Origin of the sequence: Bacillus sp. SG-1, from assembly GCF_000181495.1 — a bacterium.
Lineage (GTDB): Bacteria > Bacillota > Bacilli > Bacillales > Bacillaceae_B > Rossellomorea.
Window position 1 is genome coordinate 388449 of the sequence record NZ_ABCF01000001.1, and the last position, 23981, is coordinate 412429.

22 protein-coding genes are annotated in these 23981 nt (G+C 43.6%); 21 read left to right on the top strand and 1 reads right to left on the bottom strand.

What is annotated here, in order from left to right; all coding sequences use genetic code 11:
* The first annotated feature begins 56 nt into the window (after positions 1 to 56).
* The 16 genes from BSG1_RS02045 (at position 57) to BSG1_RS02125 (ending at position 20038) form a co-directional block, all read left to right on the top strand.
* Positions 57 to 2483, top strand: coding sequence for a hypothetical protein (locus BSG1_RS02045; RefSeq protein WP_156791331.1), 2427 nt, complete (start codon positions 57 to 59; stop codon positions 2481 to 2483).
* Positions 2480 to 3412 (top strand): ABC transporter ATP-binding protein, encoded by a 933-nt coding sequence (locus tag BSG1_RS02050; protein WP_006835138.1) that lies wholly within the window; start codon positions 2480 to 2482, stop codon positions 3410 to 3412. The genes BSG1_RS02045 and BSG1_RS02050 overlap by 4 nt, the downstream gene beginning before the upstream one ends.
* Entirely contained in the window at positions 3413 to 4273 is an 861-nt protein-coding gene (locus BSG1_RS02055) for an ABC transporter permease (RefSeq protein WP_006835139.1), read from the top strand.
* A complete protein-coding gene (locus tag BSG1_RS02060) occupies positions 4266 to 5882 on the top strand; it encodes a hypothetical protein (protein WP_006835140.1) in 1617 nt (538 codons plus the stop codon). The genes BSG1_RS02055 and BSG1_RS02060 overlap by 8 nt, the downstream gene beginning before the upstream one ends.
* 4 nt (positions 5883 to 5886) lie before the next feature.
* The gene (locus BSG1_RS02065; protein WP_006835141.1) at positions 5887 to 6897 is read left to right on the top strand and encodes an AAA family ATPase; all 1011 of its coding nucleotides are present in this window, start codon (positions 5887 to 5889) and stop codon (positions 6895 to 6897) included.
* The gene (locus BSG1_RS02070; protein WP_006835142.1) at positions 6894 to 7763 is read left to right on the top strand and encodes a DUF58 domain-containing protein; all 870 of its coding nucleotides are present in this window, start codon (positions 6894 to 6896) and stop codon (positions 7761 to 7763) included. The genes BSG1_RS02065 and BSG1_RS02070 overlap by 4 nt, the downstream gene beginning before the upstream one ends.
* 9 nt (positions 7764 to 7772) lie before the next feature.
* Positions 7773 to 9596 (top strand): vWA domain-containing protein, encoded by a 1824-nt coding sequence (locus BSG1_RS02075; protein ID WP_006835143.1) that lies wholly within the window; start codon positions 7773 to 7775, stop codon positions 9594 to 9596.
* The gene (locus BSG1_RS02080) at positions 9580 to 12375 is read left to right on the top strand and encodes a VWA domain-containing protein (RefSeq protein ID WP_006835144.1); all 2796 of its coding nucleotides are present in this window, start codon (positions 9580 to 9582) and stop codon (positions 12373 to 12375) included. The genes BSG1_RS02075 and BSG1_RS02080 overlap by 17 nt, the downstream gene beginning before the upstream one ends.
* Before the next feature lie 897 nt (positions 12376 to 13272).
* A complete protein-coding gene (locus BSG1_RS02085) occupies positions 13273 to 13647 on the top strand; it encodes a hypothetical protein (RefSeq protein ID WP_006835146.1) in 375 nt (124 codons plus the stop codon).
* Between the two features lie 767 nt (positions 13648 to 14414).
* Positions 14415 to 14912, top strand: coding sequence for an arsinothricin resistance N-acetyltransferase ArsN1 family A (locus BSG1_RS02090; RefSeq protein WP_044022206.1), 498 nt, complete (start codon positions 14415 to 14417; stop codon positions 14910 to 14912).
* A 104-nt stretch (positions 14913 to 15016) separates the two neighbouring features.
* Entirely contained in the window at positions 15017 to 15370 is a 354-nt protein-coding gene (gene arsD / locus BSG1_RS02095) for an arsenite efflux transporter metallochaperone ArsD (RefSeq protein WP_006835148.1), read from the top strand.
* A 5-nt stretch (positions 15371 to 15375) separates the two neighbouring features.
* On the top strand, positions 15376 to 17160 hold the full coding sequence (arsA, locus tag BSG1_RS02100) for an arsenical pump-driving ATPase (protein WP_006835149.1): 1785 nt from the start codon (positions 15376 to 15378) through the stop codon (positions 17158 to 17160).
* 32 nt (positions 17161 to 17192) lie between these two features.
* Entirely contained in the window at positions 17193 to 17615 is a 423-nt protein-coding gene (locus tag BSG1_RS02105; RefSeq protein ID WP_006835150.1) for a protein-tyrosine phosphatase family protein, read from the top strand.
* Between the two features lie 592 nt (positions 17616 to 18207).
* Entirely contained in the window at positions 18208 to 18765 is a 558-nt protein-coding gene (locus BSG1_RS02110; protein ID WP_006835152.1) for a hypothetical protein, read from the top strand.
* 174 nt (positions 18766 to 18939) lie between these two features.
* On the top strand, positions 18940 to 19164 hold the full coding sequence (locus tag BSG1_RS02115; protein WP_044022207.1) for a hypothetical protein: 225 nt from the start codon (positions 18940 to 18942) through the stop codon (positions 19162 to 19164).
* A gap of 544 nt (positions 19165 to 19708) precedes the next feature.
* A complete protein-coding gene (locus tag BSG1_RS02125) occupies positions 19709 to 20038 on the top strand; it encodes a hypothetical protein (RefSeq protein WP_006835153.1) in 330 nt (109 codons plus the stop codon).
* A gap of 252 nt (positions 20039 to 20290) precedes the next feature.
* Here BSG1_RS02125 and BSG1_RS02130 read toward each other — a convergent pair whose 3' ends face one another.
* Entirely contained in the window at positions 20291 to 20764 is a 474-nt protein-coding gene (locus tag BSG1_RS02130; RefSeq protein ID WP_044022208.1) for a hypothetical protein, read from the bottom strand.
* 421 nt (positions 20765 to 21185) lie between these two features.
* Between BSG1_RS02130 and BSG1_RS02135 the strand changes: the two genes are divergently transcribed.
* The 5 genes from BSG1_RS02135 (at position 21186) to BSG1_RS02150 (ending at position 23963) form a co-directional block, all read left to right on the top strand.
* Complete coding sequence (locus BSG1_RS02135; protein ID WP_442852148.1) at positions 21186 to 21386, top strand: DUF4177 domain-containing protein; 201 nt, start codon at positions 21186 to 21188, stop codon at positions 21384 to 21386.
* Between the two features lie 148 nt (positions 21387 to 21534).
* Positions 21535 to 21939 carry a cytidine deaminase gene (locus BSG1_RS02140; RefSeq protein ID WP_044022323.1) on the top strand — a complete coding sequence of 135 codons (405 nt, stop codon included), beginning with the start codon at positions 21535 to 21537 and terminating at the stop codon, positions 21937 to 21939.
* A gap of 428 nt (positions 21940 to 22367) precedes the next feature.
* Positions 22368 to 22544, top strand: a complete 177-nt coding sequence (locus BSG1_RS21250; RefSeq protein ID WP_156791333.1) for a hypothetical protein — start codon at positions 22368 to 22370, stop codon at positions 22542 to 22544.
* A 260-nt stretch (positions 22545 to 22804) separates the two neighbouring features.
* Entirely contained in the window at positions 22805 to 23317 is a 513-nt protein-coding gene (locus BSG1_RS02145; RefSeq protein ID WP_044022209.1) for a hypothetical protein, read from the top strand.
* A gap of 130 nt (positions 23318 to 23447) precedes the next feature.
* Positions 23448 to 23963 (top strand): hypothetical protein, encoded by a 516-nt coding sequence (locus tag BSG1_RS02150; RefSeq protein ID WP_232214166.1) that lies wholly within the window; start codon positions 23448 to 23450, stop codon positions 23961 to 23963.
* Positions 23964 to 23981 lie beyond the last annotated feature (18 nt).

Here is a 23981-nt window from a genome sequence, read left to right on the forward strand (position 1 = left end):
TTTTTGTTCTGTCCATCGTCTTTAATAGAGAGAAGATTAATAGGGGGAGTTTTTTGGTGAAACAGTACATAATGAAAATTTTGGCGGTGCTGTTCCTGTTTATGGGATTTATGCCTTGGATGGGAACGGGAGCTGCCGCAGCAGGATCAATTACAATTGATGTAGAGGAAGGAATCAATGGGAAGGTCAAGCAGGGGAAAGCGTTTCCTGTGACAGTGACCATTACAAATGATGGAGACGACCTTGCCGGGGATCTGGTGATCTCTTCAAGTGCGTATTATCATGCCTATGAAAATGTGGTCGTTCCTATAGAAATCGCCGCTGGGACAGAGCAGAGAATTCAGCTTTCTATACCAGGGATGAATGACTTTGGCGGTCCCATGCATACAAACAAGCAAAAAAGCATCCGTTTTTATGAAGGCGGATGGGAGGATGGAAAACAAGTCAAAATTAAAGGCGATTCTAATCTCTCGCCAAGTACCATTCAAGAAAACAAGCTTGTTCTTGGACTGTTGAGTGACAATCCTGATGGAATGAATGTGTTGAAATTGACTTCCTATCAAGGGGAAACGCCTGAGGTGCTTCCACTGTCGGCTGAGACATTGCCGGAGGACAGCCTTGGGTTCGATATGTTTGACGCAGTGGTGGTCCATGACTATTCAATTGATCAATTGCCAGATAAGAAACAGGCAGCGTTGAAGCAGTGGATTGATTTGGGCGGCCACTTGATTATCGGCAGCACCCCGGATCTGCAGCAGAAGATGGGTGATCTGGCTTCTATGATCCCTATGAATGTTACAGGGGAGGACAAACTGAAGGATCTCTCTTTTCTCAATGGATACAGCGAAAAGCCGTTATCACTGCAGGAAATGACACTTATGACTGGGGAAACGGATTCGAATACTGACGAATTGATCGTTGAAGGCGGGAAACCGCTTGCAGTCGAGAAAGGCTTTGGGATGGGGAAAGTTTCCCAGCTGACGTATAACCTTTCGGAAGAGCCTTTGGCTTCATGGGAAGGCAACAGTGGCTGGTGGAACAGGATTTTAACGGTTTCTGTAGACTCGCAAATGCATCATCCGATGTCTTTTTATGATAGCGTTCGTGACATTTTACGATACACAACGGAGATGTTCTCATCCGCGTTTCTCCCGGTTTCGCTGATAGCTTGGTTGTTTGCGGCTTACATTATCATCATCGTACCAGTCCTTTACTTTATTTTGAAAAAGGCGGATAAGCGGGAATGGGGATGGTGGATCATCCCGTCCATCGCCATCGTGACAAGTCTGGGAATCTTTTTTACCGGGGCATCAGACCGTGCCGGCGGTGAAAGCGTCAATCAAGCTGCGATTGTCTCAGTGAATGAGGAAGGCATTGGTACAGGGTATCATTTCGCTTCCATGCTTTCCAGCAGCGGAGGGGATTATTCTGTAGAATTCGGCAGTGAAAGCCTGCATCCTATTCCGTTCAACCAGGAGTTTGTTGAACAAGTCAATTACGATAAATATCCAATGGTCCAAACGACGGGAGAAAGTCCGAAAGTGATCTTTCAGGATGTTGAATTCTGGTCTGCCCGTTCAATATTGAACCGATTCTCGTCAATAGATACTGGCCGCATTGAAGGGGATCTGTCGGCTGCTGGTACGCTGATCACGGGTACGGTGTCCAATAATATGAACTATGATTTGAAAGACGTATTCATCCTTGCAGGGGGCAGTGCCTACGAAATCGGTTCGATCGCAAAAGGAGAAACGATAAAGGTTGAGGTTGAAAAGAAGCCGGCCGCATTGGTGGGGGCGCCGAACAGTTATACCGCATCCAGGGCGTTCCCGGGCATGCAGCCACACATGTATGGACCAAGCGTTCAGAATGGAAAGGGTGATGAATGGAAGAAATTTAACCTGCTCCATTTTGCGCTTGATAAGAAAATGTACAATTCTTCAACAAATAAGCCGTTGATTGTCGGCTATGCAGAAGAATCTCTTATGGATATGACGATCAACGGCAAGGAGGTCAATGAAGAATCATTGAACCTGTTCCTGCAGCCTATCTCTATTGAAACGGAAAACAGTGGAGAATTCACGTTGAGAAATGATCAACTGGAGCCGAAAGTTTCCGTCGTAGAGGGCATGATCTACCACCAGGAGTTTATGGGAGACGACTACTTTGTGGATGCCGAACCAGGGACATATGATCTTGTGTTCCAGCTTCCAGATTCAGTTGTGGAAAATGAAGTGAATTATTCAAAGCTCCTGCTTACTTTCAGGGAAGCTGTAAGTAATGACGGCATTTTCATCATCGATGTGGAAACCGGAGAAGCAGAGGAGCTGGAGTCCGGATTGAGGCAGATCAAGATGGAGGAAAATATCGGCCGTTATATTGACAAGGACGGCAGACTGACTGTCCGTATTGAAAAAAGAGGTAAGAATAACCCGCAGGTACCTGTACCGGGAGTAACGATAGAAGGAGAGTTCGTCCAATGATTGAAATCGTCAACTTATCGAAAAAATATGGTTCATTTACCGCACTTGATGACATGAACCTCTCCATTGAAAAAGGGACGGTTTTCGGCGTGGTGGGTCCGAACGGTGCCGGCAAATCGACCACCTTCTCCATTCTGGCAACCCTGCTGGCACCGACTGAGGGGACCGCGTATGTTAACGGATTTGATGTAACGAAAGACCCTAAAATGGTACGAAAGCAGATTGGCTACATGCCGGATTTCTTTGGTGTGTATGATCAGTTCAAGGCTTCCGAATACCTCGATTTTTATGGAGCAAGTTACGGGCTTACTGCTGCAGAACGGAAAGCGCTGATTCCACAGCTTTTGGAACTCGTGAATCTTTCACATAAAAAAGATTCCTACGTCGACCTTCTCTCACGCGGGATGAAGCAAAGGCTCTGCCTCGCCCGATGCCTGATTCATGACCCGGAAGTGCTGATTCTTGATGAACCTGCTTCCGGATTGGATCCACGGGCAAGGATCGAAATGAGGGATATTTTAAAAGAACTGAAAACAATGGGTAAGACAATCCTGATTTCTTCCCACATCCTCCCGGAACTAGCTGAAATGTGTGATGAACTGGGAGTCATCGAAAATGGAAAGCTTGTCGCTTCCGGTTCGGTGTCGGTCATCCATCAGAAGCTGCAGGCAAACAAAATCTTGAATGTCACTGTGATGGAAGACATCGAAAAGGCAGTTGCTTTCTTCGAAGACGACCCGCATGTAGCGGAAGTAATAAGAGATGAAAAGGAGCCGGGGACGATCCATTTTGCCTACTCGGGAACGGACCGCGAGCAAGTGGAGCTTCTGGCAAAAGCCATTGGGGCCGGTCTCTTGATAACAGACTTCACTCAGAAGAAAACAGATCTGGAAGACATCTTCCTGGAAATTACGAAAGGGGATGAGTAGATGAAATCGCTTCTGATCAACCCGGTACTGAATAAAGAAATCAAATTAAGGCTGCGGTCGCTGAAAAGCTTTCTTGGGATTCTGTTTTACCTGGCCACTTTGGGCGTTATTGCTATCGGCTTCATTTATATCACCACGATGCACAGTCAATCAGGTTATATCCGGCCGGAGGAAAGCCGATTTATGTTTACGGTGCTGTCCATGGTCCAGCTTGCTTTGATCATGTTTATGACACCGGGACTGACTGCCGGTGTCATCAGCGGGGAGCGGGAGAGGCAGACGCTCAATATGCTGCTGACGACGGAGCAATCATCGACAAGCATTATCCTGAGCAAGCTGATTTCTTCTGTCGCTTTCTTATTCTTGATGATTTCAGCTTCTCTGCCGCTATATAGCATTGTGTTTTTATATGGAGGTGTATCACCAGGGGTCCTTTTAGCAACTTTTGGTTTGTATGTCATGACAATCATTACGATTGGAAGTGTCGGGATCTTGTTCTCTACGATCCTGCAGAAGACGATTGTGTCCATGATTGCAACCTATGGTGTAGCCCTCTTGTTAACGGCAGGCACAGGTTTTCTGACGATGTTTGCCATGACGGCATTTTATATGGGAACGGGGACACAGACGAATCCGGCTCCCTATTTCATGATTATGTCAAATCCTGCATTCGTTCTAATGACGATTTTTGAGCCGAATATGAAAGATGAATTTGTGAACAGAACAGGGATAGACTTCCCGTTTTGGATCAGTTTTGTCATCAGCTTTGGGGTCATTACCGCAGTATCCCTATGGATCAGCATTTCAAAGCTCCGTCCGAGAATGAAACCTTCCAAACGAGGAAGAAAGAAGGATGCATGAGCAAAAACTGTTTCTTTCCTTGCTGTTACCGCTTCAGAAGAAACTCCTGGTCAGGCACTTCAGCGTCATATTGGCGTATGGCCTTTTAAGTGCCGCCGGGGCTGCCGCGGTGTGGGCGTTTGCCGGAAGGCTCTTCATCATCCCATTTCTTATTGAAAAGATGGCTCTAAGCTGCGGACTTGTTTTGGCAGGTTTCGTGGTGTACGCCATTTTCACCAGGCCCAAACGAGATGAGGCCGCCCGCAAATACGATGATTTTACAGGTGAAGAGACGGTTTCGACCGCCTTATCCGCCCTTGATAAACAAGACATCATGCATCAGCTACAGCGGAGGGATGCGCTGAGCAAGATGAAGGAGACTAAGAGGCAAGTCGATCGATTAAAGCCGTTTAACCTGCCTCGGAAGCCTCTTTATTCTGCACTTGTCCTGGGCTTGCTTATTTCATTGTCATTTGTATTTCCAAACACGGTGATGGAGCATGCGGAACAGAAAGAAGCCGAGGAAAAGATCATGAAAGAAACGAGAGAAAAAGTAGAGAAATTGGCGAAAAAGAAGGAAAAGAACCGCGGCGAAGAGCTTGAAAAAGAACTGGCACAGCTACAAAAAGAACTCAATGAAAGTAAGACGGCAGAACAATCGCTGAAAAAATTATTGGAAAAAGAAAGAAAAGCAGCGGAATTGAAAAAAGAAGCCGAAATGGCTGAAAAAACACTGAATGCACTTTCGGAAGAAGCAGCCGGAAGCAGCCTGAACGAGTTGTCCAAAGCATTAAAGGAGATGGATCAGAAAAAACTCCAGGAAGCGATGGAGAAGCTTAAGAACAAACAAAACCTGAGCGGGGAGGAGCTGGATGCCCTTGGGCAGATGAAGAAGGCGGTTGACGGAGAGAACCTGGGAGAGGAACAATTGACCGAAGAGCAGCTGGAAAAGATGCTGGCAGAACTTGAAAAGTCTCTTGAGGATTTGATGGCTTCAGCGTCTTCATTATCCCAGGCCGCTTCTGTCCAAAAGTCGCTTCAGCAGCTCGCATCCGGTTTGAATGACGGCATGGCCGCCGCTGGTTTAGGTACCGCTCAATCATTGTCGTTCAATGATGCTTCTGCCGGTCAGGGCAGTTCCGGACAGAATGCAGCGAACGGTAACGGATCGGCATCCCAAGGCCAAAGCGGCCAAGGAAGTAGCCAGGGATCAGGGAACAGCTCTTCCGGAAATGGAGCGGGGTCTGGAAATGGCTCCGGCAGTGGCTCGGGCTCGGGATCCGGTTCTGGTTCAGGCTCCGGTTCCGGCAGTGGAAGTGGTTCAGGTTCAGGAAACGGAGGCGGCGGTGCAGGAAGTGGTCAGGGTTCAAGAGAACTTGTGACCGTTCCGGACCGACTTGGCGGTCAAAATAATCAGTCGGTCGAAAACGGCCCGCTTGGTCAAGGTCCAGGTGAACAAGAGATATCCGGCCAGGCGCCGTCTGTGAGAGGATCCGCCAGGCCTTATAGTGAAGTATATGGAGAATATGAACAGGCGTACAGGGAGAGTGTCGATAGAATGGCGCTTCCCGGTAACCTCGAAAATGTTGTGAAGAATTACTTCAGTGAATTGAATCCACAGGGGGAATAGACCATTGACAGAACTTGCAATGAAAGAACAGGAGCTGCAGCAGGCAGCTGAAACGTATCAACACATCAAGGAGGAAATCGGGAAGTTCATCGTGGGACAGGATGAAACAGTCGAACAGGTGTTATGGGCCGTCTTTGCCGGCGGACACGCTCTTCTAGAAGGATTGCCCGGCCTTGGTAAAACTATGCTGGTCCGCACTATATCTGATGTCATGGATTTACAGTTTTCGCGTATCCAGTATACACCAGATTTGATGCCGACAGATATCACCGGAACGATGATGATTCAGCCGGACGAAGAAGGCCGACAGACATTTCATTTTCATCCGGGACCGTTATTTTTTAATATCGTCCTCGCGGATGAAATCAACCGGGCGACACCGAAGACCCAAAGCTCCCTTTTGGAAGCAATGCAGGAACAGACCGTCACGGTGCTCGGGGAAATGAAGCGTCTGCCGAATCCTTTCTTCGTTCTTGCAACCCAGAACCCGATTGAATTGGAAGGAACGTATCCGCTTCCGGAAGCCCAGATGGATCGTTTTCTTCTGAAAATCAATGTGGAAGCTCCGAGCCGGGAGGAATTGAAAAAAATTGCCCTGAGGACGACCGGTGTAGAGGAAATCTCGCTGAATAAACAGGTGGATGCAGATTTCATCCTCTCAACTCAGAAACTTGCAAAAGAAATTGTGCTGTCAGACCATGTCCTTGATTATGCAGTTACGCTAATCATGACAACGCAGCCTGATGAAGAGGGGGCACCTGACATCGTGAAGAAAAATGTCCGGTACGGATCGGGTCCCCGCGGACTGCAAAGCTTAATAAAAATCGCCCGGGTCAGGGCCCTGTTCTCAGGAAGGTATCACGTTTCTGTCGGAGATCTGAAGAAAGCCGCATTCCCAGTCCTCCGTCACCGGATATTCCTGAATTTCGAAGGAGAGGCATCCGGCGTCACGCAGGACGAAATCATCCGGGAAGTTCTCGCTGAGTTGGACAAAGCAGGGAGTGCAAAAGGATGACCCTGCTTTCTCCAAGGATTTTACAGCGGTCCACCAAGCATTCGCTTGTACTCCGCAAGTCGGTAAGAGGGATGCATAAAGGTGAAAGGCGTTCTTCCAAACAGGGAACCTCCCTTGAGTTTTCCGATTTCCGGACATATACACTTGGGGACGATCCGCGGTTGATCGACTGGAACGCCTTTGCGAGGACTCAGAAGCATTATATTAAACGCTATCTTGATGAGCAGGAACTGTTTGTATCCTTATTCCTGGATGGGTCGAAATCGATGATGGTTCCACAGGGAAAGTGGGAAATGGCGCGGTCCATTACGGCCTGCCTTGGATATATGTCCCTGGCAAATGATGATCGGATTTCGGTCTATCAAGTCGGAACCGGTGACGCGCCTTTTACATACAAGAAGGGCCGGGCGTATGCCGGCAGGCTGTTGAACTATTTGGCCGATTTGAATGGAGAAGGGAGCAGCACGAGCTTTGCTACCGGGCTACAAACCATACAACAGAAAAGGAACGGGCTCAGTATCATCATCAGTGATTTCCTGGAACCGATAGAAGAGCTGAAAGAAGCATTGAAACGAATGCAGGCTTCCAGGCAGGAAATCAGGATCATTCAGGTATTGAGCCCTGATGAACTGAATCCAGCCTACCATGGAGATTTAAAGCTTATTGACAGTGAATCCCGGCAGCAAAGTGAAGTCTCCATCAGCAAGAGAGTTCTTCTGGATTACAGTGAAAGGCTGAAAGCTCACACTGCCGGGCTTGAGGAATTTTGCCAGGGAAGGGGAATCGGCTTTTTGCAGTGTTCGTCTGCACAAGACCTGGAAGAGTTGATTTTCTCCAAGATGGCTGCAAAAGGATGGGTAATGTGAGGTGAAAACATGGGATTTTTAACACCGGCTTTTTTCTGGCTGGGAAGCTCGCTGGCCATTCTACTATTATTCTATTTGTTTCGAAAAGAATTTACAGAAAAAGAGATTTCCTCCACGCTCCTCTGGGATTCGCTGATCCAGGAATGGAAAGCAAATCGGTGGTGGCGGAAGCTTCAACGTCATCTCCTTCTGCTTCTCCAAATTCTGATTGTGTTGATGCTGATTCTTGCACTCGCTCAGCCTTATTTTTCCGGAAAAGGAATCAGTGGAGATCACCTGGTTGCCGTAATCGATACCTCAGCTTCGATGCAGACTGCTGAAGGGGAAGGGACCAGGTTCCAAGAAGCGAAAGAAGACATTCTGGAAATAATCGACTCACTTGGTGACGGGCAGAAGATGAGCCTGCTGACCGGAGGAAGGATTCCGGAATTGATTTTTACAGGTGAATCTGAGAAACAAGTCATGAAAAGCGCATTAAAGCAATTGTCCCCGACCTATGAAGAGGACAATATGGTGCAGGCGGCAGGATATGCTTTTTCACTGGTGCCGGAAGGAGAAGGGGAAATCCATCTCTATACCGACTCTCTGAATAAAGAAATGCTCGCCAATGTTCCTATAAGCAACAAGCTTGTCGTGCATAATATCGGAGATCAGCGGAATAACCTTTCGCTGCGCTCATTCGGCGTTGCTAAGAAGCGAGATAACATCTCAGGTGTGGTGACGGTAGCGAATGAAAGCGAGGAAGACCGAACGATCGAGGTTTCTATCCAAGGGACGGAAGCTATTGTGAAAAAAAGTATTGAAGTAAAAGCGGATAGTTCGGAAATGCTGTATGTCGAAGGCCTTCCAGAATCACCGTTTTATGAAGCGGCGATTGAATACGAAGATGCCTATGAGGCAGATAACCGGATTTCCGCATTTTTGGGTGGAGCTGCAGAAACAGAGGTGTATCTGGCAGGGGAGACCAACCCGTTTTTGGAAAAAGTCCTGCCTCTTCTTGGATATGATCCTGTTGTCCTCTCTGCAAATGATGCAGGAGAATGGGAGTATCCTGAGGGTGGAAATGGATTATACATTTTAACGGGTATCGAGGAAGAAAAATGGCCAGCGGGTCCCAAGCTGATTTTGTCGCCTGCTGTAGGCGGAACTCTAGGGGTGAAAGCGAAAGTGGAAGCGGGAGAAGAACTTAAGGGATCAGAATCCAGTCCGCTCCTCAGCTATGTGGAGATGGAGAAGGTCTACCTTCAACAGAGAACTCCGTATGAAAGTACAAAGCTTGAAACTGTCGTCTCCAGCGGCGATGAGCCTGTCATCAGCAAGGGAAGTTTCAATGGCAGTCCATTGGTGATGGTCGGATTCGACCTGCAAGATTCGGATTGGCCGCTGCAGCCCGGCTTCCCGATTTTTATGAAAAATGCCCTTGAGTTTCTTCAACAGGAAAATCAATCCCTCGGGTATGCTTCTCCAAATGAACAGAGACAGGTAACCTTTTCTTCTGATGCTACTGGGGCAGAAATGGTTTATGTCCAAAATGATCAATCGGTAAATGATATTTCAGTAGATTCAGAGACCATGCAGATGCCTGGCAGTCCTGGTATCTATCAGTTGAAAGAAACGGTTGCGACCGGGACGAGGGACCGCTATCTGGCCGTATTGCTGCCTGAAAAAGAGCAAGCTATCACACCGGAAAAGTCCTTTACTATTGGCAGTGCAGGTGAAGGAGAACAGGAAGAAAATAAAAGCATCCACCCGCTTTGGAAGTGGGCGGCACTGCTGGCATTCATCCTGCTGATCGTGGAATGGGAGGTGTACCGACGTGGAATTTCAGCTTGATCAGCCATTATGGCTATTGCTCCTGCCCATTGCGGCAACGGGATTATTTTTCTACTGGAAAAGCCGGACAGGTATACCGCTGCTTGAAAAGCGCCTGATTCTCACGTTCCGCTCCCTGATTATCCTAATGCTTGTCCTTGCATTGGCCGGGATTCAAGTGCTGATACCCCTAAAAGGGAACTCGACTGTGTATGTCGCCGATCTGTCTGACAGCTTGGACAATCAAAGAGAGCACCTGCGTCAGACAATTGACCAGGCAGTTAAGGAAATGAAGCGGGAAGATAAGTTTGGAGTCGTGTCTGCCGGTGGAAGTGCGGTCGTCGAGCGTCCATTGAAGGAAAAATCCGAGGCTGGAGTACAGTTCCGGAGTCAACTCGAAACTTACAGCACTGACATATCCAGCGGGCTGAGGCTCGGCGGCAGTCTCATTCCATCCTATACGAACGGCAGGGTCGTCCTGCTGTCGGACGGGAACGAAAACACCGGGGATGCTGTAAAACAGGCAGCCTATCTCAAACAACAGGGACTGACTGTCGACGTCTTTCCGGTTGATCCGGTATTTGGTGAAGATGTGGCGATGGGTTCTTTTGATGTCCCCGACAATCAGTTCCGCGGAGAAACGGCAAAGCTGGACATTGAACTCGAAAGCAATGTTCGCAAAGAAAGCAGAATCAGAATCTATGAAAATGAAGTGCCGATTGTTGACAGCAATGTAACGATCGAAACGGGAAAGAACCGTTTCACCTTTCAGCACAAAGCGGCTGAAGATGGGTTCAGGCAATACCGGGCAGAAGTCATCACCGAAGGAGACAGTATCATCGAGAATAATGAGGCCTTTGCTTTTTCGAATGTAAAGGGAGAGCCGAAAGTACTCGTTGTAGAAGATGAACAAGGTCAAGGGAAAAACTTGATTGATTCCCTGACAGCATCCGGCTTGTCGGTCGATGTCATCCCAACCGAATTGCTGCCAACCGTCCTGTCAGGCTATGTACAGTATCAGTCCATCGTGTTCGTGAATGTCCCTGCGACAAGCGTGACGCAGCAGCAGATGGACGCGATCCACAGCGCGGTAAAAGATTTCGGGACAGGTTTTATCATGGCTGGGGGAGACAGCAGCTTTGGACTGGGAGGATATTTCAAAACACCGATTGAAAAACTGCTTCCCGTCGATATGGACCTGAAAGGCAAGAAAGAGCTGCCATCACTGGGAATGGTCATCGTACTGGATCGTTCAGGGAGTATGGCAGGATACAAAATACAACTGGCGAAAGAGGCGGCCATCCGGTCGGCGGAACTTCTACGTGAAAAGGATACGCTCGGGTTTATTGCCTTCGATGACAGGCCGTGGCAGATCATCGATACCGAACCGATCAAGGATAAAGAGAAAGTCATTGAAAAAATTAATGGATTGACCTCCGGGGGCGGAACCAATATTTTTCCTTCCCTCGAGCTTGCTTATGAGCAGCTCACACCGCTCGAACTGCAGCGGAAGCATATTATCCTTCTCACAGATGGCCAGTCTGCTACATCGCCGGACTATCTGACTACCATCCAGGAAGGGAAGGAAAATAACATTACCCTTTCAACTGTGGCGATCGGGGAAGGGTCGGATAGTGTGCTCCTTGAAGAGCTGTCAGATGAAGGTGGAGGCAGATTCTATGATGTCAATGATTCTTCCACCATCCCCAGCATTCTATCAAGGGAAACCGTCCTGACAACGAGAACCTATATAGAGGATGATCCATTTTATCCAACGGTGATAGATGCCAGCGGTTTTACAGATTTATTCAGTGGCGGCATTCCGCAAATGAACACGTATGTGGCGACGTCCCTGAAAGGCAGGGCAGAGTCCATCCTGATGAGCGGAAAAGAAGATCCGGTACTGGCAAGGTGGCAATATGGAATCGGCCGTACAGCCGCATGGACCTCCGATATTCCCGGTGCGTGGTCGGGTGACTGGCCGAGCTGGGAAGGCTGGCCTGACATGTGGAATAGGCTGATTACCTGGAGCTTTCCAAACTATCAAAACACCGCTTTCGAAGTCAAGCAAGCAAGAGAAGGAAATGACATGAAGGTAACGATCACACAGCCTGATTTTCAGGCGGTACCGATGGAAGCCGTACTGGTGAATAATAATGGGGAGCACATTCCCTCCTCCTTTAAAACCACGGGACCAGGACAGTACGAAATGACTTTTGCTGCCCAACCGGGTAACTACTTCCTACAATTAAATGAAGGAAGTGGAGAAGAAGGAACCGGGTTATTCAAAACAGGAATCTCAGTTCCCTATTCTTCAGAATACCAGCTACTGACAGCCAACCGTTCCAATCTTGAAGAAATTGCTGCGGCAGGAGGCGGGGAAGTCCTCGACTCGTCCGAAAACTTGTATAAGGATGACCTTCCTAAGTCTTTTACTAAGTCTAGTATTTCTCAATGGCTGTTGTTAGCTGTATTCTTTCTGCTATTCCTGGAAATTGCCCTCCGCCGCTTTGGCCTGCTGGGACCAGCCTCCAAGTGGAGTGAGAAACAGGTTCAGAGACAAACAAAGCGGAAACAGAGCCAGCAAGAAAAGGTTGAGCGATTCCAGAAACTTAAAACGTCTGCAGGTAAGAAGACTGCGGTTTCGAAAACAGAAAAGAAACCGGTTGAGACTGCTGAAACGGTCAAGCCGAAGAAAGTGCAAAGACCGCCTGAGAAAAAGAAACCAGAAGTTAATGAAAGCAGTCGGGCTGATAAAATGAATCAGCTTCTCAAAGCGAAGGATAGACGGAAAAGGTAATGATGAATTAAAGCTCCGCAACAGGTTTTGTACTGTTGTGGAGTTTTTTTAGGGGAGGAGCAGATTATTTGAGGTACCTTTTTTCGTAGACTTATAGCTAAAGCGATTTCCGTTCCAGGTGTGCGACTCCGCGGGGCGGGCGGTGAGCCTCCTCAGCTTCGCCTGCGGGGTCTCGCCTGTCCCGCTAATCCCGCAGGAGGTCGCACACCTTCCACTTCAATCGACAAATGTTCAATACTAAACTCTTATATTAAATTACCCCACACTTTGTTATAACAGCCCTTTGAAAATTAGATAGCGTGTAAATTCGATCTCTATTTAACTTCATTTTGCAGTTTGGTTCCTATCCTCTTAAATAGAAACCATGTGATCATGAGAAAAACCCCATAAAAAAATTGCTAATACCTGATTGAATAACCATGGTATTGTTCCCATAAAAGCATGGGATGCAGAGGATTGAAACCAATTAAACAGAAAAACAAGCATTAGAATACTTACTCCAATCACTGTTCTATAACCGGATTTAAAACTCTTCGTTCTTTTCAGTACAAAATGGCCAATGAAAAAACAAATGATTCCGACCAATGCTAACAAGACAAAAAATAAGCTGTGATTGCTTGAATGTCCATCAAAATCCTCCCTTAAAAAGATTGCATGGGTCCTTCTATAATTTACCAGAATCATCCATTAGTTTGATTATTAATTTATGTGAAACAAAAATTATAGTTTTATAGCTTAAATAAAGTTTAGCTCTTAAACATCTGGGTATAGGGTAAGGTGTCATGAATAGATCTACGCGAGTCTCTTAAAATTTTTCACCAAATTTGTACATAGTCAGCGACTGCTGTTATCGACATCAAAAAATCACGGAAATCAAAGTACCAAAGGAGGAGAACGATGCAATTTTCTCTGACCATTTTAATGGTATTAACTGCAATGAGTTCCGGGATGCCGGAAGATACCCGGGTAACAACAGAACTCCAAACTAGGGAAGTCGTCATAGAAGAGAAAACCTTAAACCAATCTTGGAGTGAAGAAGAAAGCAAACATCAATATAATGTCCAATTCAATGAAAGAGGCTTTTACCAGGTAGCACATGTTTTTTCTGAGACTGAATATGGAAGTTCAAAGGAGACACAGATCTATTTTGATAATGGTGATGAACAATATCTTGTGTCCAGACATGAATTTACCAAGGAAAATATCCTGCCTTCAAAGTTTGAAGACAAGTATGTGGAAGAATTAGATGAGCTGCCTTTTATAAATGAATAACAGCTATGTGCAGCTTCTTTGTGGGGTAGCTGAAATATGAAATTAGTGTCTTTGAGAGTTGTCTCAAAGGCATTTTTTGTTTGGGATGAGTTGATGTCCTTGAGGAGGAGTCACAAGCTAGGTAAGAAATGAAATTAGTGATACACGTAATGTTTAGACCAGCTGGAATCCCCAGTGAAGAGAATCGCCCCGGTTAAAGAGGTGTATAGACCCGGCGGAATTCAAAAAGAAGAGAATCGCCCCGGTTAAAGAGGTGTATAGACCCGGTGGAATTCAAAAAGAAGAGAATCGACTGGGTTAAAGAGGTGTTTCGACCAGGCGGAATTCAAAAAGAAGAGAATCGACCGGGTTAAAGAGGTGTTTGGACCCGGTGGAATCCGAAAAGAAGAGAATCGGCCATGTCAAAGAGGTGTTTGGACCCGGTGGAATCCGAAAAGAAGAGAATCGACCGGGTTAAAGAGGTGTTTGGACCAGGTGGAATCCCCAAAAAAGAGAATCGACCGGGTTAAAGAGGTGTTTGGACCCGGTGGAATCCCCAAAAAAGAGAATCGACCCGGTCGAAGAGGCGGTCTGACTAGGTGGAATCCAAAAAGAAAAATTCGACCCGGTTAAAGAGGTGTATAGACCCCGTGGAATCCCAAAAGGGGAAAATCGACCCCGTTGTTGAACGTGAGAAACAATCCCCCCTATATCAGTTGACCAGGAGCTTTCCATGATTACACTCGTACTCGATTATGCTATCCTACGGTAAAAGGGGTGGACTGGGTATGGAGAGAATCATCATCCGCAAGGCCGAGATTAGGGACATCGACAGGATTTTGACCATTTACAATCAGGGGATTGAAGACCGGGTGGCCACGTTGGAGACGGAACCCAAAGATCGTACATATATGGCGGAGTGGTTGAAAGCACATCAAGGCAGATATACGGGGATCGTCGCAGAATTGGAAGGCGAGGTAATCGGCTGGGCGTCCTTAAACCCGTACAGCCCTCGCAAAGCCTACGCGGGAGTGGCAGACATTTCTGTTTACATAGAAAGAAATTCAAGAGGAAAAGGTATAGGAAGAAAGCTTCTATCAAGCCTGGAAGTGAAGGCGAGGGAAAATGGGTTTCACAAGTTGGTTCTTTTCACCTTTCCCTTTAATAAGCTGGGGCAGCAGCTCTATCAAAAATGCGGTTACCGGGAAGTGGGAACGTTTAAAAACCAGGGGATTCTGGATGGAATATATGTCGACGTTATGGCGATGGAAAAGCTCTTAACATAGTCTTAACATTTAATTTCTTGAATTCCTTATATAAGAGTTCTATTATATAAGCATAGACTTATATAAAAATCGAATTGGTTTTTTATAGATTGGAGTGGACAAATATGACGAAAATTGAAATTTTCGACCCGGCCCTATGCTGTCCGACAGGTGTTTGCGGACCAAGTGTGGATCCGGAGTTAACCAGGATGGCATCAGCGGCATTCATTCTCGAGAAAAAAGGGTTCCATGTCAAAAGGTTCAACCTTGCTAATGATCCTGCAGCCTTTGTGGAATATAAAGAAATCAACCAATTGCTTCATGAGAAAGGACCAGAGGCCCTGCCTGCTGTATTATTGAACGGAGAATTGGTGAAGACAGGCGAGTATCCTTCAAACAGCGAACTGGCAGAGTGGTTCGAAATCAAATTGGAGGATCTAACAGAGAAAAAGCCGCGCGTGAAACTGGATTTACTATAGAGAGGATGACAGCTTTGTTCCAGCCGTTCAATACACAAACGATCGCAGGTGCGAAATTTATATTTTTCACAGGAAAAGGCGGAGTCGGTAAAACGTCGACTGCCTGTGCAACCGCGCTGAAGCTTGCGGAAGAAGGGGAAAAAGTTCTGCTTGTCAGCACAGATCCTGCTTCCAACCTTCAGGATGTTCTGGAAGTGGATCTCACCAACACGCCAATGCCAGTCCCAGGGGCCTCGAATCTTTCAGCATGCAATCTCGATCCTGAGGAAGCAGCCCGTACATACAGGGAAAAGGTCATCGGTCCCTTCAGAGGAAAGCTGCCTGAGTCAGTCGTTTCGACGATGGAAGAACAACTGTCGGGTGCCTGCACGGTCGAAATTGCAGCATTTGATGAGTTCACTAATTTATTATCCGATCGATCCGTCATCGAATCATATGATCATATCCTTTTTGATACGGCGCCTACAGGGCATACCCTTCGTCTGCTTCAGCTGCCGACGGCGTGGAGCGGTTTCCTTGAGGAGAGCACACATGGAGCTTCTTGTTTAGGACCGTTATCGGGGCTTGCCGAAAAGAAACAAGCGTATAGCGACACAATGAAAGCTTTGGCAGATTCTGAGCAAACGACCCTTTACCTTGTAGCACGACCGGATGAATCATCATTACAGGAAGCAAGCCGGGCCTCAAAAGAATTACGGGAGATCGGCATCGGCAACCAGCATCTTATCATTAACGGCCTCATGCAAACACATGTTGAAGAGGATAAAATTTCGGCATCGTTATATCACCGTCAGCAAACTGCATTACAGCACATGCCGGAAGAGTTAAAAAGAGTGTCGAGTTTTTCTCTGCCATTCGTTTCTTATTCATTAACGGGATTATCGAACTTGCGAAATCTTTTGAATCAGCAAATCATTTCTGATGAAGAAGCTTCTTCAGAGAAACAGACCATCAAGCTGCCTGGATTAAACGAGATGGTGGAGGACTTCTCATCCAATGGTACAAGAGTTATTTTTACAATGGGAAAAGGCGGAGTTGGAAAAACAACAATGGCCTCTGCGATTGCTGTTGGGTTGGTGGAAAAGGGGCATAAAGTCCATCTGACCACTACGGATCCTGCTGCTCATCTTGAGTTCATGTTCAAACAGGGAGAATTGAATCCGAACCTTTCGATAAGCCGCATCGATCCGAAAAAAGAGGTAGAAGATTATAAAACAGAAGTGTTGTCCAATGTGAGCGAGGACCTTGATGAAGAGGCGCTGGCTTATATAGAAGAAGATTTGAATTCACCATGTACTGAGGAGATTGCCGTCTTCCGTGCCTTTGCAGAAGTGGTCGATAAAGCTAAGGAAGAAATCGTTGTCATTGATACGGCACCATCCGGGCATACCTTGCTGCTTCTCGATGCAGCCCAGTCTTACCATAAAGAACTGGCTCGCTCCACAGGTGAAATCCCAGCGAGTGTCAAGGAATTATTGCCTCGATTGCGAAACCCTGAAGAAACAAGTGTTGTGATCGTGACATTGGCGGAAGCGACACCAGTATTGGAAGCCAGCCGCTTACAGGATGATCTGAAACGGGCTGACATCAACCCGAAATGGTGGTTGATCAATCAAAGCCTTTACGCAACCGAAACGAGTGACCCGGTGCTGAAAGGAAGAGCTATAGCGGAAACTGTTTGGATCCAAAAAGTATCAAATGAGTTGAGCGATCGATGTGCAATTGTTCCTTTGATGAGTGATGACCGCACCGGATATGACGAATTAAGAAAATATACAGAACAGTCTTAGCTGTTATTTTAAAAAAGAAAGCGGGTAAAAAAATGACAACCAGAAACTATAATGAATTAATCAAAGACCGAATTTTTATCGGGGGCGCAGATGATGCAAAAGAGGTGCTGGAAAATGAAAAGGTGGATGTCATCTTCGATTTGCGTGCAGAAACATCAAAAGTGGAATTTGACAGAATCCACAGCCCGATTGTAGACGATGCCGACATGCAGGATGAGTCTATAAAGAAATCTGTCGACCAAGTGGTGGACGCATACAACGAAGGAAAGAAAGTCTATTTCCACTGTGGCGGCGGCAGCAATCGGACAGGGACCGTCGCAATCGGAACCTTATTGGCCCTTGGAAAAGCCGGCAGCATAGAAGAAGCAGAATCCATGGCAATGGCTGTCCGACCGAAAATTAAGGTAAAACCCGAAATGAAAGAGTCTTTGAATCGACTTTATCCCATTTCATAAGTTACAATAGCAAAGGAAGGTTACAAATAATAAATTGAGGTGTGTAGAACGTGAATATTACAGATCAAGCGCGTGACGTCTTGAAGCAATTACTCCAAGAACACGACGCACAGAATGTTCGACTTTATTTTGCCGGCTTTGGCTGAGGACAGCCAAAAGTAGGACTGGCTCTGGATGAGCCGGATGAGAATGATAAAGTAATTACCATAAACTACATCAAGGTGGCTATTGACCCCCAAATTGAATCCACGACAGAGAACATGACTCTTGAATTCAATGAAGAACAAAATGGATTAGCCCTTGTCGGGAACGAAAGTGATTGCTGTTAATTAGTTTATTTGGAAAGGCCATTGTGAACCATTTACAGGATTACTTCACAAATGCAATCAAGTAAATATCAAAGCAATACGCACTGTAATTCTTTAGAATTACGGTGCGTTTTTTGTTTATCAGATATTTACTGAATTATTTTGTGTATGTGAATAACGAAGACTGTTAGAAAAAAATGTTAAAATAAAAATATGTAACATTATTCCATAAATGAGACGGCAGTTTAATTAAACGATAAAAAGCTGCGGTGAGGAGGGCTTATTTGAAACTAAAACCATTAATAAAATTGGGTGTTTTGTTTTTCTGTATTCTCACAATAAGTGCTTGTACAAATAATAAAACAACAGTTGAGGAACAAGTTATGAAACTAGTACCGTTTCCACAATCGACAAATATTCTTTATATTGAAGAGCATAAGGGCGGGAAAATGATTCTATATATAGATAAGAGTGGATTTAGAGGTGCTTTTTATGAAGAAGAACTTGATTACTTTCAAGATACAACAAATGCAGAATTAACCCCCCAAGATGGGTTTGATTGGACAATGGATAATAATACACATATGGCTATTTTTGCTGGAGTTATTACAGACGAAAAGATCAAGACCGTGATTGTAAAACAAAGGACGATTGAGCAACAAGCTAAAATAATTGATATACCAGAAGGCGAAAGATATTGGTTTACTACTTTTGAAGGATTAGAGGAAACGCAAAAAGGTGAACCTGACCCACTTAAAATTGAGGCTTATGATATGGACGGAGAACTCTATTGGATATCAGGGGTTTATGATGGTGGTGCATATGAAGGAAGAACAGAGTAGAACACCGTTAAGAATAGCTTTCGATAACTGTTGAATTTTTTGAACAAGCGGCAGCTCTCTATTCAATGAAACTTGAGAAATTGAACTCATAACTATTTAGATAGCCACGAAGGAAACATAAAAAGAAGAAAAGAGTAGGAATCCGGGCAGCCGGCAGAACTGAGGTGAAGCAAGTTGAATGAGCTATATTTCCTCGTCGTGATTTTATTAGGTTTCATCATTACGGTGTTCTATATCAGTCATGGCTACAGCAGAGACAGAACCATTAGAAAGGAGATTAGGAACGAAGTAAGACAAGAGGACATTGTACTCGTTCTTGATTGGATGTTAATATATGGTGTGATTAACACCCACGAATACAACATATTATTAAGAAAATCCCTTCCTTTCTTAAAGTAAAGAGGGCGCTTGCTCAGCAGGCAGTCGCCCTTTGTTCAAGTAAATGATCAGGTTAACGTTAGCACTAAAAGATTGGGGTTCAAAAAAAGGACGTAAATCAGGTATGGAACTATGCCAACAGGAGGGCCGCTGATGGACTATTTTTTTTATTTCAATATGCTTAGAAATATAATTTCTACTTTTTTTCAAAACGGTATTTGGGTAATCGGCTTTTTCTACTTGTTAATTAAAACATATGAAAGTGATCGACTTAAACAAATCTCAAAATATGTTACTGGAGTCAGTTTAGTTTTACTATTTGTTTATTCTATTTTAGTAAGTATATAGGGTCTTCAATTAACGTGGCATTACTTGAAGATAAGTCAATGATTTTGGCCAATACATATTTTCAGCAGGGGCGTTTGCTGATAAAGCTTAGATAATAACTATAAACGAAAGAAATACATTCAGTCTGGAGCGGTTGCTATTTATGCAATCCGCTTTATTTAAATTATATATAGAGTATTGGGAATAATACTGTTTAAAAGGAATACGAGGTGTTTGGATGAAACTTATTTCAAGTTTATTGCTGATTATATTTCTCAGTACTATTACTTTAATAGTCTCCGCTAATGAAATTAAGTATAAACACAACAGCATAACAATAGATGAATTAAAGGAAAAGATGGATTTTAAATTGCTGGTTCCAGTAAAGATTCCTGAAGAGTGGACTTTAGAAATAAAAACCCACGATTATAAGGATGGAAATGTAAGCGGCATTACTTTGCATTATTTGAATGAAAATAAGGAGAAATTAATGATAAGGATAGAAGAAAAAAAAGCCTCCAAAAGGGGTAATCAGTCAATGGGCAGAAGAGTTTTCGAAGGGAGATAGGATAAAAATCAATGATGCCCCCAGCTTGTTATCAAGAATGGGCTAACAGTGGAAGAAAATTAAATGGAAAGTTAATAAGTGGCGGGCTTTTAACTTGGATAAAAGATGGGACATATCTGCAAATGGACAGTTCTTATTTAACGAAAAATGAAATGGTTGAGATTGCAAAAACTATCAGGTGAAATGCACCTATATTTTCGGATAAAAGGGCGATTACTGCACAAGCAAACGCCCCCTGGAAGCCTTAAAAACTCAATATAAGTTCCTTGAAATTGGCTGTTCTTTTATTTTGTTTGCACCATCAAAGATGAATAAAATTGCCTCTTGCATTGCTAGTTTTTCTAATTTTACCAGGTCTGAATTATTTTTTATAACATATTCACTAAATAAAATGATCTCATCCTCTCTAGAAGAAGCTCGAGTTCCAATTTGGTTTGGACGCATTTTTGTAAACTTTGACTCTTTATATATTTCAAGCTCCATAAGGTCTGCCAATGGTTTATTTGGAATCACTGCTAATTCAAATCCCTGAATCTTTTGCCCTGGATAATCGTAGCGGCTTTCAATGGGTGTCCCATCATCTGTTTGTAATATGACCTCATAGCTAAGAATATTATCTTTTACCTCGATATTAACCTCTTTTATATTGAAATACTGTTGCTTTTCAAAGCCAGTAAGAGCACTCATCACCATACTACAGACTACAAATAAACTCAGTATCTTCATTTCTGCCTCCGCTTATAGTTAATGATAGTAAGATAATATATTTTAGTTTTGTCATTATGTCTTTTCTTATTCAAGCAATGAGGGCTATCCGGATAAGGATGAGCTTCTTTTTTTCTTGAGTAAGCTGCTCAATTTTTGACCGGATTGGTATTACATAAAAATGTATAGTTGGGCTCTCTATAATATAATTTGTCCTATGAAACCATGACCGTATTTGCGTAAAACCTTTGTTAATTAGAAGCGAACACTCGCAGTAGTAATCATAATTTCTACCAGGACCTTACTAAATCAATCTTCAACTTCTACTAAAACCGGCCTGAGAATAAGATTTCTGACTCGCTAAAAAATGTTATAAAATCCCATCTAAAAATGAAACTTTATTAATAGTCACTCGTAGATGTATATCATAAAGGAGATGATTATGGTGAAAGAATACAAATTTGAAAAGATTGAATTATCAGGTTTGAAAGGGGTTAACAGCAAACCTTCTTCAGATTATCAAGAAGTCATTCATGCACATGCCAAGGAGGGGTGGGAATTAGTTCAAATCTTTGCCCCAGGAACAGGATCATACGGAAGTGCTTCTTACATAGAGATAATCTTTGTTCGGGAAGCAAATTAGGACAAAATGCTAAAGGGGCTTTTCCATAACAGGATAGGCTTATACTTCTAAAATATCCTTGAGAAAGTGATTTGTTTCGAAATAATTGGTGAGAGTTTTGTTTTGGGTCAATAAAGATAAAAAATTTGATTATATTGTAGGGATGAAAATGAATATTGAAGAACAACTTTATCAATCAGCGGTTGATTTAATCAAAGAAAGGTATCCAGAAGGTTGGGGAGGAACAGCGGCGATGCACACTGAAGACGGTCGAATCTTAACCAGTGTCTCTCCAGAGATAATCAATGCTTCAACAGAATTGTGTATTGAAACTGGTGCAATCCTTGAAGCACATAAATTTAACGCCAAGGTCACACATAGTATTTGTGTAGTGCGGGAAGATGAAAACTCCGAGTTTAAAATTCTAACTCCTTGTGGCATCTGTCAGGAGAGGTTATTTTACTGGGGAGAAAATGTTAAAGCAGCTGTAACCCATCCAAGTGGAGAACTAGAATACAAATTGTTGAAAGAAATACAACCATATCATTGGTATAAGGCTTATAAAAATGAGTGAAATCTGTTATGCACATAAGTTACTAATTCCCTATAACTATTTATCCTAATTATTAAGAATTTAATAGGAGATTTCAAATTAAATCCGTAATTTTTCTTGAAATCAAATCTCGATAACAGGGGGAATAGTTCTGAAAAATTTAATTCTCTATTGGAGGATATTTGTCTTAGGGACGATAGTGCTGCTTTTCTTAAATAATGTTATTAGTCAGTTCCTCTTCCTTTCCTTTCTGTCTGGGATTATTTTATATGTGGGAATTCCTTGGTTATATACTAAGGTGGTAAAGAGAAAATAGTATCCTATTTGTGCTTGAAGTAACGTAGAACAGCGGGTGCTCTTTATAAAGGGAGTCTGGCCAAGCGTATATTTACGAGAGGGTAACGCTTAATAGAAAAAGATAGTGAAAGAATGAGGGGGATGTACTGATTTTGAAACAAAAAGTTATTAGTACAATTAAAGAAGCACTTGGTTATTTCGTAACCGGGATAGGTGCATATTATATATTTTACAAAGGAGTAACTTTTTCTAATGTGATCTTGTTAAGTCTAGGAATAGCATTGGTTTTTCTTAATATGCCGCGTAAAAGAAAACAAAGAGATTATTAAGGTGATTTACAGCTGATGGAGGACAGAAACTGATGAAAGAAATTGTAAAGAAAAATCCGTTTTTAAAGTATAGTTTTTATGTGACGTTTGGCTTTTTATGCCTTTCAGCAGGCTATACATTAGGAAAATGGATTATTGGGGTTTCCTTTTAAAAGGGGCATTGAAAGATAACATTCTTTCCTGGTTATGATGGGACTCTGGCCTGCTTGAGACAGGTTTTGCCGAGAGAAATAATTGTGAAAATGAAAAGAGGTGGACATATGGATAATCACAAGTTCAATGAGTTTATTAAAATTACAAAAAAGCTAAATGATATCAATATTATCCCATTGTTAATGGGGTCGGTTGGTTTGGAGATAGTTACCGGAAAGAGTTGGGATGCACAAGACTTAGATATTCATATACCAGGTGACGAAAGAGGCTGGGAAGTACCGCCTGAATTAAATATACATAACTGGAACGATGTAGTGAACATTATGGAGCTAATGGGATATAGCTTAATAGATTTGCACGAACACGAGTTCACTAAAGATGGATTATCAGTTGAGTTTGGTATTATTGACACTTTACCGAGTTTTGCAGGAATACAGTTAAATGATCTACAAATGCATCAATTGGGAGACGTAAAGTATTATCTACTGAATCCAGAGCAATATTTAAGGGTTTATGAAGCTTCTTCAAAGGATAGCTACCGGGCAGACAACAATAATAATAAAGATAGTAGAAAAATAGAATTTTTAAAAAGAATGATAAATGGTGCTGAATTTTGCTAATTGAGTTGTGGGCAATAACCAGAGGTCAACTAAATGCTTCAGGTGTCAATGGCGACTGAATAATTCGAAACTATAAATGTTCTGCAGTCGTCTAATTACTGCTGTTTTATGTTATGTGGAGGGGGATAAATTGAAGGGAAAACACATTTTTATAATTGTTATCGTACTCTTTGGCATGCTATCTGCTTGTTTTCAAAATCCCGACTTTGAGATGTACGAAGGGGAAGCCCTTAATATTGGCGTTATTGGAGAGCCGCCTGCAATTAAAGAAGTACAAGTGAAATTCAATGAGATTTCTTTTGATGAGTTAAATAATAGAGATTTGAGTCCCTATGATGCAATATTTATTACAAAGGAGCATCTTATAGAGGCATCAGAAAGTCAATACGCTGAGCTGTATAAGAATTCTGCTATTCCCATCTTTTTTATATCAGCTAGGAGTCATATCCCTTTTACTGTGGAAGATGAAAAGTATTCTGATTCTTGGGGCTGGAGCAGCGGTACTAACCACTCTGTGGGAATTCTTATGTCGGAAGACGGCGAGACATTAAACAGCTGGGGATTTGGCTTATATAATGATGAAAAAACAGATGCTCATATTAAGGACATGTATTCAGGGATTTTTAAGACAATCGATGAACTATAAGTTAAGCAACCAATAATA

Coding starts and splice junctions, on each gene's coding strand:
- arsA (WP_006835149.1), top strand. CDS start 15,376: ATGACAGCTTTGTTCCAGCCGTTCAATACACAAACGATCGCAGGTGCG.
- BSG1_RS02085 (WP_006835146.1), top strand. CDS start 13,273: ATGCAATTTTCTCTGACCATTTTAATGGTATTAACTGCAATGAGTTCC.
- arsD (WP_006835148.1), top strand. CDS start 15,017: ATGACGAAAATTGAAATTTTCGACCCGGCCCTATGCTGTCCGACAGGT.
- BSG1_RS02135 (WP_442852148.1), top strand. CDS start 21,186: ATGGTGAAAGAATACAAATTTGAAAAGATTGAATTATCAGGTTTGAAA.
- BSG1_RS02105 (WP_006835150.1), top strand. CDS start 17,193: ATGACAACCAGAAACTATAATGAATTAATCAAAGACCGAATTTTTATC.
- BSG1_RS02055 (WP_006835139.1), top strand. CDS start 3,413: ATGAAATCGCTTCTGATCAACCCGGTACTGAATAAAGAAATCAAATTA.
- BSG1_RS02060 (WP_006835140.1), top strand. CDS start 4,266: ATGCATGAGCAAAAACTGTTTCTTTCCTTGCTGTTACCGCTTCAGAAG.
- BSG1_RS02145 (WP_044022209.1), top strand. CDS start 22,805: ATGGATAATCACAAGTTCAATGAGTTTATTAAAATTACAAAAAAGCTA.
- BSG1_RS02140 (WP_044022323.1), top strand. CDS start 21,535: ATGAATATTGAAGAACAACTTTATCAATCAGCGGTTGATTTAATCAAA.
- BSG1_RS02070 (WP_006835142.1), top strand. CDS start 6,894: ATGACCCTGCTTTCTCCAAGGATTTTACAGCGGTCCACCAAGCATTCG.
- BSG1_RS02050 (WP_006835138.1), top strand. CDS start 2,480: ATGATTGAAATCGTCAACTTATCGAAAAAATATGGTTCATTTACCGCA.
- BSG1_RS02130 (WP_044022208.1), bottom strand. CDS start 20,764: ATGAAGATACTGAGTTTATTTGTAGTCTGTAGTATGGTGATGAGTGCT.
- BSG1_RS02075 (WP_006835143.1), top strand. CDS start 7,773: ATGGGATTTTTAACACCGGCTTTTTTCTGGCTGGGAAGCTCGCTGGCC.
- BSG1_RS02090 (WP_044022206.1), top strand. CDS start 14,415: ATGGAGAGAATCATCATCCGCAAGGCCGAGATTAGGGACATCGACAGG.
- BSG1_RS02125 (WP_006835153.1), top strand. CDS start 19,709: ATGAAACTTATTTCAAGTTTATTGCTGATTATATTTCTCAGTACTATT.